The sequence below is a fragment of the Bacillus cereus group sp. MS39 genome, assembly GCF_040448665.1.
GTDB classification, from domain to species: domain Bacteria; phylum Bacillota; class Bacilli; order Bacillales; family Bacillaceae_G; genus Bacillus_A; species Bacillus_A wiedmannii.
The window spans coordinates 575,001-589,176 of record NZ_CP123058.1 but is presented as its reverse complement, the minus strand read 5'-3'; the positions used below and the strand labels follow the sequence as shown (position 1 = coordinate 589,176).

Sequence of the window (14,176 nt, the reverse complement as noted above, 5' to 3'; positions counted from 1 at the left end):
CCCCCTTTTCTATTTCCCTTCAGCAATGAGTACTACATCGTCGACATTTTTTTCTGGACGAATAATTGTTCCATCTTCAATAACCATTTCCGATCCAACAATCGCTCTTTCAATCACAACATTTTTACCAATCTTCGCTCCTGGCATAACGACAGAATCAATAACCATACTACCTTCTTCCACTGTCACCCCTTGGAATAATACAGAATGCTTCACGTCCCCTTCAATGACGCATCCTTCGTTAATAAGTGATTCTTCTACTTTTGCCTTTTCTGCAATATATTGAGGTGGCTCATTTGGATTCACAGAATAAATACGCCAATTACGATCGTTTAAATTCAGCGATGTTTCATCGCGAAGTAAATCCATATTCGCTTCCCATAAGCTTTTCACCGTTCCAACATCTTTCCAATATCCTTCAAACGGATACGCCATCAGCTTTTTCCCTTCATCTAATAAAAGCGGAAGTACATCTTTTCCGAAATCATTACTAGATTCAGGATTTCTTGCATCCATCTCTAAATACTCTTTCAAAATTGCCCAGTTAAAAATATAAATTCCCATTGATGCAAGATTACTTCTTGGAAATTGCGGTTTCTCTTCAAATTCAACAATCTCCATCTCTTCGTTCGTATTCATAATACCGAAGCGACTCGCTTCATCCCACGGCACTTCAATAACAGAAATCGAAACGTCCGCTTCTTTCTCAATATGGTAATCTAGCATTTTACTGTAATCCATTTTATAAATATGATCGCCTGATAAAATCAGAACATACTCTGGTTCATACTGACTTAAATAGTTTAAGTTTTGATAAATGGCACTGGCCGTACCTGTGTACCACTTCACACCTGAAGACTCCGCATAAGGAGGTAACACCGTGACTCCACCGCTTACTCGGTCTAAATCCCAAGCATTGCCGATTCCGATATAATTATGAAGTTCGAGTGGTTGATATTGCGTCAAAATCCCAACCGTTTCAATACCAGAATTCGCACAGTTACTTAGCGTAAAGTCAATAATGCGATATTTACCACCAAATGGAACAGCTGGCTTGGCTAAATTTTTTGTTAATGCACTTAATCGACTACCTTTTCCCCCTGCTAGTAACATTGCTACGCACTTTTGCTTTTGAGCCATCTTGTTTTTTGCTCCCCTTTCTCGTCTTCACTGGTCGTAATATGGATACGCCAAATGGTGGAATTGTAATTTCTACATGTGCCGCTTGATTATGATACGGTTCTTGAATCGTCTTGAGACGTTTCTTATTCACTTGCCCCGATCCGCCATATTGCTCAGCGTCACTGTTTAAAATCTCGTTATAATACTCGAAATCTGGCAAACCTACTTTATAGTTTTCATATGTAGCTTTCGTAAAATTACATACGACAACTAACGCATCTTCTTGTTTATCCCCTTGGCGAATAAATGAGAAAATACTTTGCTCATGATTATTAGCATCTATCCACTGAAATCCTTCAGGTGAATGATCAAGCTGCCAAAGTGGTTTGGAGCGCTTATACAATGCTATGAGCTCTTTAAAGTAATCATGCATATAACGATGCATTTCAAAATCATGTAAATTCCAATCTAAATCTTCAAGGTCTTTCCACTCATCAAACTGCCCGAATTCTCCACCCATAAAGAGCAATTTCTTACCTGGATGAGTAAAGAAATATCCATATAATAAACGAAGTTGAGCAAACTTATCCCAGTAATCTCCTGGCATTTTATTTAATAACGACTTTTTCCCATGAACGACTTCATCATGAGAAAGCGGTAATATGAAATTTTCAGAGTAAGCATATATTAAAGAGAACGTCATTTTCTCATGAATATACTTCCTATACTCAGGCGCACACTCCATATATTTCAGCACATCATTCATCCAGCCCATATTCCATTTGTAATTGAACCCAAGCCCACCTTCATACGTTGGAGCTGTTACAAGTGGCCAAGCTGTTGAATCTTCTGCTGTCATAAGAAAATCTTCATCTTCTGCAAACACCGCTTCATTTAACTCTCGTAAAAATGAAACAGCGTGCTCATTACTTTGTTCTTGTCCTTCTTTATTCCAATACAGCATATTCGCAACTGCATCCACCCTGAAACCGTCAATGTGGAAATACTTCATCCAAAATAACGCATTTGAAATTAAGAAATTACGTACTTCCCTCTTCCCTAAATCAAAATTAACAGTTCCCCATACTAGGTTTTCTTGTACATCTATATCTTTATATTCATAAGTCGGTGTCCCATCAAACAAATATAAACCGTGAGCATCTTTACAAAAATGCCCCGGCACCCAATCTAAAATGACACCGATTCCATATTTATGACATTCATCGACAAAATACATCAAATCATGTGGCGTGCCGAATCTACTTGTCGCTGCATAATATCCCGTCCCTTGATATCCCCAAGAACGATCATATGGATGCTCAACAAGCGGCATAATTTCAATATGTGTAAATTGATGTTCCACCACATACGGAATGAGCTCCTCGGCCATTTCTCTATAAGAATACAGAGCGCCATCTTCTTTCTTTTTCCAAGAACCGAAATGTAATTCATAAACTGTCATCGCTTCTTTATAAATCGATTTTTTCTTTCTCTTACGAATCCAGTTTTTATCATTCCATTCATATCCCTCTATATCAAAAACTACAGATGCCGTATTTGGTCTTACTTCTGCATATACTGCGTAAGGATCTGCTTTTAAAATAACGTCACCATCCATCGTTTCAATCGCATACTTATATATCTCATTCTCTTCAATATGCGGTACAAACAAGGACCAAATCCCCTCTTCTGTCACTTGTAGCATCTTATGTTGCTCATAATTCCATTCATTAAAATCTCCAACAACACTCATTGCTTTCGCATGAGGAGCCCATACTGTGAATCGTACACCTCGCATCCCATCTTCCGTCACAATATGTGCCCCAAAGATGTTATAACTGTCATAGTACTTTTCTGTATGAAACTCATCTCGTTTCACTTCTTCACAATTTATTACATCCAATATGTTCACCTCACTAAGATGACAGAAATTTTTTACTCTTTATCATTTCTGCGAAAAACTGAAATATCCTTGTTATTTTTTTAAAAATATTCGTTTTTTTCTTTAATTTCGCTTAAAATATTCAAATTTACTGTGTAAAATATCGAATTTTGACGAATATTCATTGTAAACGCTTTATTACCTACTAGTCTTTCATCCTATTATTTATTTCTCAACCTTTATTTCATTAGAGTTATCCTATTTTCCCCGCTATTTATCACTTAAAATCGTAACAAAATAATCTGTCATAAAAAAATGTTTCTCAACATTTTTTGTCACAATTTTATTGAAATGGCAAATTCATAAGCATATACTTGTTCTCAATAAAGAACTGCGAACTCTCGCAAATATAATTCATACTGAAACACTATGTTTACTCTGTCCATTCTCCTGGAAAAAGTTTGATAAAAAATTAAATTAGGGGGCTTTCTTATGTCATTAAAACAAAAAGTTGGAATGGGAGTTGTCACAGCTTCACTTGGCTTATCCCTTACATTTGGCGGTGTATTCGCCTATTTCAGTGATTCTGAAACATCTAGTAACTCATTTCAAGCTGGTACACTAGATCTTTCTATTAACCCAAGCGTAATTGTTAATGTGAAAGATTTAAAACCAGGTGATTTGATTGAAAGAAACTTCAAGCTTGAAAATAAAGGAACATTGCATATTGCAAAAGTAGCACTTGAAACATCCTATGAAGTTACAGATGCAAAGCAAAATAATGATGGTGAAGATTTAGGCGATCACATCATCGTCAAATTTTTAGTGAATGACGGAAAGCCATCTAATCCAAACGATGATCATGAAATTTTGTGGGAAACAAAATTATCAGAATTAAAAACTATGAAACCTGAGGATGTAGCTACTTCTCTAGAACGTCATAACTTAATAGACGGTATTAAGTCTGGTGAAACAGACTATTTACACGTTCTCTTCTCCTTTGAAGATAACGACCAAGATCAAAATAAATTCCAGGGTGATTCCATGCAGCTAAACTGGACATTCCATGCAGAGCAAACACCAGGCGTGGAGAAATAATTTTTAAAATATAAATTATCGGAGGCCTATACATGAAAAAGAAAAATCGTTTTGTTACCGGAATTGTAACGGCTGGTGTTCTATTTTCAACTGCCCTTCCGTTCAATGTACTTGCTGAAAACCCTATTAACCAAATTGACCCTTCAAACGCCCAGTCTTTACTATCAAAACTTTCTAAAGAACAGCGTCAGGCATTACAAACGTTAGATGCCAATCCTGGTTTTACGATTTCACCAGATATTAATACGAGCAGTTCCGAACCAGTAAATATCATTGTAGAATTTCAAACTGCGCCAGTAAAGATTAATGAATTAAAACAAAAAGAAAAAGGGTTACAAGCTGCTCCTGAAAATATAAAGGCACGTATTGATCAAGAACATGAGGAATTCCAAAAAGGATTAAAACGCCTTTATCAATTTAGCCCATCAGTAAAATCAGGGAATTTCCAGTCTGTACAAATTAAACGTTCTTATAAGCACGCTATAAATGGCGTTGCGCTGACATTACCTGCAAATACAGTTGAAGAATTGTTAAGAATTGGCGTTGTAAAACGTATTTGGAAAGATTACGAAGTGAAATTAAATTTACCAAAACAAGCAGAGCAGAAAGTACCTCAAAAACTAACAGATAGCATTCCCCAAATTGGGGTAGATAAGTTACATAGCGAGGGTATTACCGGAAAAGGAATTAAAGTTGGTGTACTAGATACAGGTATTGATTACAATCACCCTGACTTAAAAGACGTGTATAAAGGCTATCGCGCAAAACCGGATGAAGATTCTAGTAAGATAGACCCCAACTCCGTAAAAGGTTGGGACTTTATTAGTAACGATGCTGATCCGATGGAAACAACTTATACAGAATGGCAACAATCTGGCGCTCCTGAATTTGATGATCGTGGCTCTTCCTTCTACACCGCGCATGGTACTCACGTAGCAGGTATCGTTTCTGCTCAAAAGAAAAATACATCCGATTCCGCAGTAAAAGGTGTTGCACCTGACATTGAACTGTATAACTATCGTGTACTTGGTCCATACGGAAGCGGAGATAGTTCTGGTATTATTGCTGCAATCGATAAATCTATTTCTGACGGTATGAACGTTATTAACTTATCGTTAGGTGACGATAGTAACAATCCGCTTGATCCAACGTCTATCGCTGTCAATAACGCAATGCTTTCCGGTGTTGTTACAGTCGTTGCTGCTGGGAACTCTGGTCCAAATCCAGCGACACTCGGATCACCAGGTGCTTCTCCATTTGCGATTACGGTCGGGGCAAGTGATAGTTCTATTTCCTTACCAAAACTATCAGGTCATGCTGGACAAGTACAATTCCCTAACTTAATTTTATTTGGCAAAAACTTCACTGATAAAATAGAAGATTTCAAAGGACAATCTCTCCCTATTGAATCTGTAGGAATCGGTACGCCTGACGAATTTAGTAAAAAGGATGTAAAAGGGAAAATCGCTCTCGTTGCACGTGGTACACTCTCATTTGATGAAAAAATCGCGAATGCGAAACAAGCTGGTGCAAAAGCCGTTATTATTTATAACAATGTGGACGGAGAAATTCCTTTCTACGTTGGCGAAAGCACAAAATACATTCCAGCATTCCGCCTAACGAAAGAAGATGGTGAAAAACTAAAAGCTCAAATCGAACAAGGTAACACCTCCTTTACTTTTGGCGAAATTAGTTATATTCAAACAGAAGGCGATCATCTTGCAGACTTTAGCTCACGCGGCCCTGTTACATCAAATGATGATATTAAACCTGATATTACAGCACCTGGTGTTGCTGTACTTTCAACAGTGCCTGAATATATTAACGATCCACAAGAAGGCGAAAACTATGACGTTTCCTATGAGCGTATGCAAGGAACATCTATGGCATCCCCTCATATCGCTGGCGTTGCTGCTCTTATTTTACAAGAACACCCAGAATACTCTCCATTCGATGTAAAGGCGTCTCTTATGAACACGGCTGATGATTTAAAAGAAAAGTATTCTGTATATGAAGTTGGAGCTGGGCGAGTAGATGCATACAACGCTGTTCATACAGAAACAAGCTTTAAAGTATTAGATACGACAAAAACTGTTGTAAATGATGAAGTAATTGAAGTACCAGAAGAAACTGGATCTATTGCATTCGGTAAGTTTTATCAAAAAGACGGTGAAGCTCTTGAACAAAAACGAAATATAAAAGTGGAAAACCATAATAAACAAGAGAAGAAAGAATTTAAAACAGAAATTTCTTATACACCGGCTTCTTCTACTATTAACGATGCTGTCGCAAACAGTGTAAAAGTCTCTGTTCCAGAAACAATTACTCTTGATGCTGGCAAATCAGATGAAATCGAAGCAAAAATTAATGTCCCAGCCGGTGTAAAACAAGGCCGATATGAAGGATATATTCATATTACAAATACGAAAAATAAAGAAGAAACGTATCAAATTCCGTTCTCTATTCGTGTATCAGAGCCTGGTATTGAAAACGCGATATTATCAAGAAAAGCCATTTCAACTGATACATCGAAATTTAATCCATACGGTGAATCCTATGTTCACGGGGCATTCCAATTAAATAGCGAACTTGAAACGTTAGATCTTATCGTGAAAGATTCCAAAACAAATAAAGCGCTCGGCTTCATCGGAACATTAAACACGAGTGGACTAAAAACGGATGTGTATTATTACTTAGATTCATTCTTTAACGGAAAAGTATATCCTTTTACAAATGATCCTGCAAAACCAATCGGTGATGAGAAAATCAACTTACCAGAAGGAGACTACACAATTGAGTTTGTCGGCTACGATAAAGCCGGGAAAGCACGTGTGAAAGGTGATTATGTCGTAATTGATAATACACCACCGGAAGTGAAATTAACGGGATTAAAACCTGGTATTTATGAATTAAATGAAGAGAATTATACAGTGGAAGATGGCAAAAAGGCACTATGGATTAAAGGTAATGTATATGATTCAAACGTTGACTACTTAAAAGGAAAAGGCTTAAACATTACGCAAGAAGCGAATGGCGTTATGTACTATGATTATTCCCCATACTTGCATAAGTTTTTACCTATTAATGCAAATGGTGACTTTAAAGTTGGCATTACTCCTGAATCCTTTAAGGTGGAAGGCCCAATGAACACAGGCGTATATATTTTCGATTATGCAACTGCAGGACCTGACTATCCAAACGGTGTAAATAACTATTGGTTTATCCCACAAGGAGCTCAATATGCGAAAACTAGCTATGATAAAAAAGAAGTATACAAAAATGATGAACTTACTGTAACCCTAAATGCGAAACACGTAAAACAATTCGTTGCTGGGGAATATAACGTAAAATTCCTAGAGAAGAACTTCAAATTTGCAAATGCGAAATTGAATCCTGCTTTTGAAAAACTCCTTTCTGAAAAAGGGGTAACAGCAAAAGTAAATGAACCGAAACTAGAAGCAGGTTCTGTTACAGTAGGCGGCGCTATCGATGACAAAAACTTCGCTGGATTAGATGGTGATTTCCCATTCATTGATGTAACGTTCAAAGTAGAAAACGATGAGTTTTATGAAGCAAATGCTCAATTAGATTTATCAGTGTTCGCTTACTGGAAACAAGGTGAATCAGAACCAAACAGAATGCGTGTACTTCAAGATCAAACATTCTCAGTTATGTCCTTAAACTCACTAGTAGAAGGAAATATTAAACCTGGTGCATTCTTAAATGAACGTGGATATTTAGATGAAAAATTCGATTATACAAAGCTTGGTATAAAAGTATATGCGACTGATTCTTACCGTCATAAGTTTGAAGGCTCACTAGATAAATACGGATACTTCAAATTAAATGGACTTCCTGTTAATAAACGCGACTATAACTTATATGTAGAAGTGCCAGGGCATTTAACAAGCCAACTAACAACAAAATTAGGTACTGAAAAAGATGGTAAGCTGCTTGGCCAATATTATTATGCACGCCTTGATGAAAACCTTGCAGGTGATGTAAATGGTGATAAAGTAATTGATATAAAAGATGCTGAAATTATCGCTAGCAACTATGGTAAAAAAGGAGTATCTGTAAAAGACGGAGACCTTAACAAAGATGGTATTGTCGACGAAAAAGATATTCGCTTCGTTGAAAAGAACTTCTTGAAAAAGGGTCCGGATGCATCTAAATCACAAACACCTGCGGAAAAATCAAAAAGCGGTACACTGGCAGATATCTTAAAGAAATTGGGATTAACGCCTAAAAAATAATAATAAAGAGCACTCTACGTAAAGTAGAGTGCTCTTTTCTATAAACGATCCTTATCCAGCAAAAGGGGTATATTGGGGATATACAAGGGAAACCGGAAAAGGAATTTATATTAAATTATATGAATTCAGAGGTAGGAAGCAGTGTCCCGCCTCTGAATGATTTATCAATTATTATAGTACTGGTGCCATTGTTTCTTTTAATACTTTTACAGAATGAGCGAATTTCGCTTTTTCATCTTCATTTAGCTCAAGTTCTACGATTTCACGTACACCTTCGCGGTTAATAACAGCTGGAACACCTACGAAAGCATCTTTCTCACCGTATTGTCCTTCAAGGTATGCAGATACAGTTAATACGCTGTTCTCGTTGCTTAAGATTGCTTTAGTTACACGAAGTAGTGACATACCGATTCCGTAGTAAGTTGCACCTTTACGCTCGATGATATGGTAAGCTGCATCACGTACGTTTTCGAAGATTTTGTCTAAGTCTTCTTGTTTGTACTGTTCGTTGTTAGCTAAGATTGTTTCTAGTTTTTGTACACCGATAGTAGCGTGGCTCCATACTGGAAGTTCAGTGTCACCGTGTTCACCAACGATGTAAGCATGAACGTTACGTGGATCTACATCTAAGTAGTCACCTAACATGTAACGGAAACGAGCAGAGTCTAAAGTTGTACCAGAACCGATTACACGCTCTTTTGGTAGACCAGATTCTTTCCAAGTTACGTAAGTTAAAATGTCAACTGGGTTTGTAGCGATTAAGAAAATTCCATCGAACCCGCTATCCATAATGCCGCGAACGATTTGTTTAAAGATTTTTGTGTTTTTCTCAACTAAATCTAAACGAGTTTCACCTGGCTTTTGTGGTAATCCAGCAGTGATAACTACTAAATCTGCATCTTTACAATCTGCATAGCTACCGCTCCAAACTTTTGTTGGCGCTGGAGAGAATGGTACCGCATGGCTTAAGTCCATTGCTTCTCCTTCTGCTTTTGCTTCATTAACATCTACAAGTACGAATTCTTCAGCTACACCTTGGTTGATCATTGAGTAAGCGTAACTACAACCTACAGCTCCTGTTCCTACTAATACTACACGATTGATACCTTTTTTCATGTTAATTTCCCCTCTCTATTGTTCACATATATTTTTTTATGATTGTTTAAGTAATTAATTAAAATACTAATTTAATGTTGTTTAACTTCTTTACATTCATATTGTAGCACGTATTATTGTGAATTACTTCACAAATTATGACCTATTTGTGAACTTTTTCACATAGAGTGTAAAGTTGATGGAATAGGTGTGGAATCCATACCAAATTAGGTGTTTTCTTTAGATTGTGAAAGGGATTTTCTTACGTTTTTGTCGGTAAGTGAAATTATATCGGCGATTTTCTGAATATATCAAGCGCAACTCCAGATATATCAGCGATTTTTTGCAATATATCGACTTACCGACGAAGCCCGCCAATGATGACAGCATAAAAAACGCCATCCTTTCTGTATATTTCTACAAAAAGAATAGCGTTTTTTGACTATATGGATACAAATTTATCTTAGCTGGATAGCGATATTTTTTCCATACACGTCAAATTAACATACCATCACTTATTAACAGTCAATAGACATGAAAACCTAGCAAAGCTCTTCAATTATTGTAGCAACACAGTTGTTTTTAAATCTTCAGCACCTCCATTTTTTAATGTATCATTTTGACCACTAAGATACGTAGGTTCAATTGTTAAGGATTTTGGAGGATTATCCATTGGTGGAAGAGCTAAAACAATATGGTGTCCGTATAGTCCCGTGCTACCAACTTGCAAGCTGACTCCTTCGTAGATTTTTCCTTTATCATCAGTGACAGTATAATCAAGTGCTGGCCACCTATCATTAGCTTCCATTTCTTTTGGATAATCAAAGGTCAAATCAATCCTCGTTGAAAGTGAAGAAAAGGTTACTTGATCTACTGTTAATGCATACAGATTATCTTTCGTTAATGTTTTTATATTAGGAGTGAATTTACGAATCTCATCTTCAACTTTTGTAAGAGGAAATGCTACGTTCCATGTTCCTGTTTTTCCAAATAAATCTTCTCCATGGACGGAAACATCAATTTTATCACCAAATTCACCGTAATTAGCCAGAGTGAATTCATGCTGCTCGATAATGGTGTTTCGTCCTTTTGACTTCTGTGAAGTAGAACCAATCGCAGATTTGACTTCTTTCCCATTAATGGTTACATAACTAAGTCCAGCTTTATCTTCATTACTATTGGAAATAGGATTTTCTCCTTTGTATTCCACTGTGATTACTAAACGTCCACCATCGTAAACAGCTTCTTTCACATTCATCGTTAAACCACTATGGTTATCTTGTCTCTCAATTGATGTAGCAAGCTCATCCTTTTCAATTTTATCAGAAGCAATATCATTAAATTGTGCATAAATCGGGCCTATAACTGGGACACTCGATAATGTCTTTGCCATAGTAGGAGAAATGAATCCAAAACCTAAGAGAGAAACACATATTCCACAAGCAACAAGACTAGAATACTTGATTGTTTTTTTTCTACGGTATTGATTTTTCTTAGCTTGGAGCATGGCTGTTTTTTCTCTTTGAATTAACCGGTCTTCTGGTATAGGAATATCATTGATATGGTGATTAAATTCATCTTTATTCATAACTATATCCCTCCTTTAAAATGGGGCGTAAGGCTTGCTTTGCTCGATGTAATTGAGATTTTATCGTTCCTTCTGGAGAATTAAGAACCTCAGCAATTTCCTTAATAGATAAATCGTGATAATACCGTAATAAAATAATAGTTTTGTAAGTAGGATCTAAGAAATTAAATGCCTCGGTTAAATCCAATGATTGTTCTAATGTATTCATGCTCTCTTCTGTACATAAATTAGCAAATATTTCATCATTCGCAACAAATTGTCTAGAGGATTTTCTTACAAAATCAATGGATTTAAAAACAAGAATTTTGATAATCCAACTTTGAAATTTCTCCGGCTTTTTTAATTTTCTCAGTGAAAGATATGCTTCATAAATTGTTTCTTGGTATATATCCAGTGCATCTTGTTCATTTCTTACATAAGAATAGGCTGTTCGATATAATTTTGGGCGAACAAAAGTAATGAGTTGTTCAAATGCTTGATCATTTCCTCTTGTTGCTTGTTTTACTAAATAGGCTATGTCCATTTTTATTTCTTCCTCCCTTTACTAATATAGTCGAATGAGAGAATAAAAAGGTTGCAAAAATAAGTGCATATACATAAATCTTCTACAATTTATTGCAATGATTAAGACCCAGCATTAAAGAAAAGACACCAGAAATCCAGATAGAAATAGATGTTTCTACAATAACCTTTTCATACTCCATCGCTCTCTCCTTTCTATTAGTTAGACGATTCAAATAGAAAAAAGTATACAAGAAATCCATAAAAAAAGTAGACTATCCAAAGTCTACTTTTACACAACAAAAAAGAGATAGCAGATTATGCTATCTCTTTTAGTATGACCCGTACGGGATTCGAACCCGTGTTACCGCCGTGAAAGGGCGGTGTCTTAACCACTTGACCAACGGGCCAATTCTGGCAGAGAAGAAGGGATTCGAACCCTCGCACCGCGTTCGCGATCTACTCCCTTAGCAGGGGAGCCCCTTGAGCCACTTGGGTACTTCTCTATAATATGGCTCCGCAGGTAGGACTCGAACCTACGACCGATCGGTTAACAGCCGATAGCTCTACCACTGAGCTACTGCGGAATAATTATGGTGGGCCTAAATGGACTCGAACCATCGACCTCACGCTTATCAGGCGTGCGCTCTAACCAGCTGAGCTATAGGCCCATAATTGAAAAGCGGGTGAAGAGAATCGAACTCTCGACCAGAGCTTGGAAGGCTCTTGTTTTACCACTAAACTACACCCGCATTAAATTGTAAATGGTGAGCCATGAAGGATTCGAACCTTCGACCCTCTGATTAAAAGTCAGATGCTCTACCAACTGAGCTAATGGCTCATTTTGAAAGTGGTGCCGACTAGAGGACTTGAACCCCCAACCTACTGATTACAAGTCAGTTGCTCTACCAGTTGAGCTAAGTCGGCTTGCTACTTCAAAATGGTGGCTCGGGACGGAATCGAACCGCCGACACGAGGATTTTCAGTCCTCTGCTCTACCGACTGAGCTACCGAGCCTTTATGTAAAAAAATGGCGGTCCCGACCGGGGTCGAACCGGCGATCTCCTGCGTGACAGGCAGGCATGTTAACCACTACACCACGGGACCATTTGGTTGCGGGGACAGGATTTGAACCTGCGACCTTCGGGTTATGAGCCCGACGAGCTACCGTGCTGCTCCACCCCGCGATGATAAAATATTTAATTCAGAAAAAATGGAGGAGGTAGAGGGATTCGAACCCCCGCGCGACTCTCGCCGCCTGTCGGTTTTCAAGACCGATCCCTTCAGCCGAACTTGGGTATACCTCCGAGATATAAAGCTTTAGTGGTGGACCTTGTAGGACTCGAACCTACGACCGGACGGTTATGAGCCGTCTGCTCTAACCAGCTGAGCTAAAGGTCCTTTATGGTAGCGGCGGAGGGGATCGAACCCCCGACCTCACGGGTATGAACCGTACGCTCTAGCCAGCTGAGCTACACCGCCATAAAAGATATTAAAATAAGTGGAGCCTAGCGGGATCGAACCGCTGACCTCCTGCGTGCAAGGCAGGCGCTCTCCCAGCTGAGCTAAGGCCCCGTGTTTTTGGAAAATCGGGAAGACAGGATTTGAACCTGCGACCCCCTGGTCCCAAACCAGGTGCTCTACCAAGCTGAGCCACTTCCCGTTAATAAAAGCGCGCCCGAGAGGAGTCGAACCCCTAACCTCTTGATCCGTAGTCAAACGCTCTATCCAATTGAGCTACGGGCGCATATGGTGCCGAGGGCGGGGGTCGAACCCGCACGGTGGTCACCCACCGCAGGATTTTAAGTCCTGTGCGTCTGCCTGTTCCGCCACCCCGGCATGTCATATTGAAAATTGGAGCGGAAGACGGGATTCGAACCCGCGACCCCAACCTTGGCAAGGTTGTATTCTACCACTGAACTACTTCCGCAAGACATGTATGAGTTATTTTATTAAAAGTGCGGGTGAAGGGAGTCGAACCCCCACGCCAAAGGCGCTAGATCCTAAGTCTAGTGCGTCTGCCAATTCCGCCACACCCGCATATTAATTATTCAAAGAAAAATGGGGCGACTGATGGGAATCGAACCCACGAATGCCGGAGCCACAATCCGGTGCGTTAACCACTTCGCCACAACCGCCATGATTTTCTGGTGCCGACTAGAGGACTTGAACCCCCAACCTACTGATTACAAGTCAGTTGCTCTACCAATTGAGCTAAGTCGGCTAAATGGTGGAGGATGACGGGATCGAACCGCCGACCCCCTGCTTGTAAGGCAGGTGCTCTCCCAGCTGAGCTAATCCTCCATTTGCCTGGCAACGTCCTACTCTCACAGGGACAAGGTCCCAACTACCATCGGCGCTAGAGAGCTTAACTTCCGTGTTCGGTATGGGAACGGGTGTGACCTCTCTGCCATCATTACCAGACTGTATTCATTTAAGACAAGAATCATTGTAACTTATTTAACTTTTAAAGTCAACAAGTTTTTTATATTCTTTCAAAACTAGATAACATTGCTTCATATTATATGGTTAAGTCCTCGATCTATTAGTATTCGTCAGCTCCACATGTCACCATGCTTCCACCTCGAACCTATCAACCTGATCATCTTTCAGGGATCTTACTAGCTTACGCTA

General features: G+C 38.7%; 7 protein-coding genes, 22 tRNA genes and 2 rRNA genes (1 of these 31 running past the window's edge). 2 read left to right on the top strand and 29 right to left on the bottom strand.

Annotation, left to right across the window (positions count from 1 at the left end):
- Positions 1-9: 9 nt before the first annotated feature.
- Together glgC and glgB are read right to left on the bottom strand one after the other, a co-directional pair.
- The gene (glgC, locus tag QEP67_RS02980; RefSeq protein WP_000057613.1) at positions 10-1,140 is read right to left on the bottom strand and encodes a glucose-1-phosphate adenylyltransferase; all 1,131 of its coding nucleotides are present in this window, start codon (positions 1,138-1,140) and stop codon (positions 10-12) included.
- Positions 1,088-3,025, bottom strand: a complete 1,938-nt coding sequence (glgB, locus tag QEP67_RS02975; protein ID WP_000382602.1) for a 1,4-alpha-glucan branching protein GlgB — start codon at positions 3,023-3,025, stop codon at positions 1,088-1,090. Before glgB ends, glgC begins: the two co-directional genes overlap by 53 nt.
- 471 nt (positions 3,026-3,496) lie before the next feature.
- On the opposite strand from glgB, the gene QEP67_RS02970 reads away from it, so the two are divergent.
- Complete coding sequence (locus tag QEP67_RS02970) at positions 3,497-4,102, top strand: CalY family protein (protein WP_000053935.1); 606 nt, start codon at positions 3,497-3,499, stop codon at positions 4,100-4,102.
- 32 nt (positions 4,103-4,134) lie between these two features.
- Entirely contained in the window at positions 4,135-8,358 is a 4,224-nt protein-coding gene (locus QEP67_RS02965; RefSeq protein ID WP_064460198.1) for a S8 family serine peptidase, read from the top strand.
- A gap of 171 nt (positions 8,359-8,529) precedes the next feature.
- Here the strand turns inward: QEP67_RS02965 and QEP67_RS02960 are convergent, their stop codons facing one another.
- The 27 genes from QEP67_RS02960 to QEP67_RS02830 all read right to left on the bottom strand — a co-directional run.
- Positions 8,530-9,474 carry an L-lactate dehydrogenase gene (locus QEP67_RS02960; protein WP_000715335.1) on the bottom strand — a complete coding sequence of 315 codons (945 nt, stop codon included), beginning with the start codon at positions 9,472-9,474 and terminating at the stop codon, positions 8,530-8,532.
- 538 nt (positions 9,475-10,012) lie between these two features.
- Positions 10,013-11,041, bottom strand: a complete 1,029-nt coding sequence (locus QEP67_RS02955; protein WP_001030598.1) for a DUF4179 domain-containing protein — start codon at positions 11,039-11,041, stop codon at positions 10,013-10,015.
- Positions 11,034-11,564, bottom strand: a complete 531-nt coding sequence (locus QEP67_RS02950) for a sigma-70 family RNA polymerase sigma factor (RefSeq protein ID WP_064056408.1) — start codon at positions 11,562-11,564, stop codon at positions 11,034-11,036. The genes QEP67_RS02955 and QEP67_RS02950 overlap by 8 nt, the downstream gene beginning before the upstream one ends.
- Positions 11,565-11,880: 316 nt before the next feature.
- Positions 11,881-11,952, bottom strand: a tRNA-Glu gene (locus QEP67_RS02945).
- Between the two features lie 5 nt (positions 11,953-11,957).
- Positions 11,958-12,048 (bottom strand) — tRNA-Ser (locus QEP67_RS02940).
- A 6-nt stretch (positions 12,049-12,054) separates the two neighbouring features.
- Positions 12,055-12,129: transfer RNA gene (locus tag QEP67_RS02935), tRNA-Asn, on the bottom strand.
- A gap of 7 nt (positions 12,130-12,136) precedes the next feature.
- Positions 12,137-12,213: transfer RNA gene (locus QEP67_RS02930), tRNA-Ile, on the bottom strand.
- 10 nt (positions 12,214-12,223) lie between these two features.
- Positions 12,224-12,294: transfer RNA gene (locus QEP67_RS02925), tRNA-Gly, on the bottom strand.
- Positions 12,295-12,307: 13 nt separating this feature from the next.
- Positions 12,308-12,383, bottom strand: a tRNA-Lys gene (locus tag QEP67_RS02920).
- Between the two features lie 10 nt (positions 12,384-12,393).
- Positions 12,394-12,469, bottom strand: a tRNA-Thr gene (locus QEP67_RS02915).
- Between the two features lie 14 nt (positions 12,470-12,483).
- Positions 12,484-12,559, bottom strand: a tRNA-Phe gene (locus QEP67_RS02910).
- A 14-nt stretch (positions 12,560-12,573) separates the two neighbouring features.
- Positions 12,574-12,649 (bottom strand) — tRNA-Asp (locus QEP67_RS02905).
- A gap of 3 nt (positions 12,650-12,652) precedes the next feature.
- Positions 12,653-12,729, bottom strand: a tRNA-Met gene (locus QEP67_RS02900).
- A 27-nt stretch (positions 12,730-12,756) separates the two neighbouring features.
- Positions 12,757-12,849, bottom strand: a tRNA-Ser gene (locus QEP67_RS02895).
- Positions 12,850-12,866: 17 nt separating this feature from the next.
- A tRNA-Ile gene (locus QEP67_RS02890) sits at positions 12,867-12,943 on the bottom strand.
- A gap of 4 nt (positions 12,944-12,947) precedes the next feature.
- A tRNA-Met gene (locus QEP67_RS02885) sits at positions 12,948-13,024 on the bottom strand.
- Between the two features lie 20 nt (positions 13,025-13,044).
- Positions 13,045-13,117 (bottom strand) — tRNA-Ala (locus QEP67_RS02880).
- 14 nt (positions 13,118-13,131) lie between these two features.
- Positions 13,132-13,205, bottom strand: a tRNA-Pro gene (locus QEP67_RS02875).
- Positions 13,206-13,215: 10 nt separating this feature from the next.
- Positions 13,216-13,289 (bottom strand) — tRNA-Arg (locus QEP67_RS02870).
- Between the two features lie 3 nt (positions 13,290-13,292).
- Positions 13,293-13,381, bottom strand: a tRNA-Leu gene (locus tag QEP67_RS02865).
- A 16-nt stretch (positions 13,382-13,397) separates the two neighbouring features.
- Positions 13,398-13,472 (bottom strand) — tRNA-Gly (locus QEP67_RS02860).
- 29 nt (positions 13,473-13,501) lie between these two features.
- Positions 13,502-13,582 (bottom strand) — tRNA-Leu (locus QEP67_RS02855).
- 22 nt (positions 13,583-13,604) lie between these two features.
- Positions 13,605-13,680 (bottom strand) — tRNA-His (locus QEP67_RS02850).
- A 10-nt stretch (positions 13,681-13,690) separates the two neighbouring features.
- A tRNA-Thr gene (locus QEP67_RS02845) sits at positions 13,691-13,766 on the bottom strand.
- A 4-nt stretch (positions 13,767-13,770) separates the two neighbouring features.
- Positions 13,771-13,846: transfer RNA gene (locus tag QEP67_RS02840), tRNA-Val, on the bottom strand.
- 4 nt (positions 13,847-13,850) lie between these two features.
- Positions 13,851-13,966, bottom strand: a 5S ribosomal RNA gene (gene rrf / locus QEP67_RS02835).
- A gap of 101 nt (positions 13,967-14,067) precedes the next feature.
- Positions 14,068-14,176 (bottom strand): 23S ribosomal RNA (locus QEP67_RS02830) (it continues 2,813 nt past the right edge of the window).

Excerpts from the sequence above, each read along its gene's own strand:
- glgC (WP_000057613.1), bottom strand. The coding sequence starts at position 1,140 with ATGGCTCAAAAGCAAAAGTGCGTAGCAATGTTACTAGCAGGGGGAAAA.
- QEP67_RS02970 (WP_000053935.1), top strand. The coding sequence starts at position 3,497 with ATGTCATTAAAACAAAAAGTTGGAATGGGAGTTGTCACAGCTTCACTT.
- QEP67_RS02965 (WP_064460198.1), top strand. The coding sequence starts at position 4,135 with ATGAAAAAGAAAAATCGTTTTGTTACCGGAATTGTAACGGCTGGTGTT.
- QEP67_RS02960 (WP_000715335.1), bottom strand. The coding sequence starts at position 9,474 with ATGAAAAAAGGTATCAATCGTGTAGTATTAGTAGGAACAGGAGCTGTA.
- QEP67_RS02955 (WP_001030598.1), bottom strand. The coding sequence starts at position 11,041 with ATGAATAAAGATGAATTTAATCACCATATCAATGATATTCCTATACCA.
- QEP67_RS02950 (WP_064056408.1), bottom strand. The coding sequence starts at position 11,564 with ATGGACATAGCCTATTTAGTAAAACAAGCAACAAGAGGAAATGATCAA.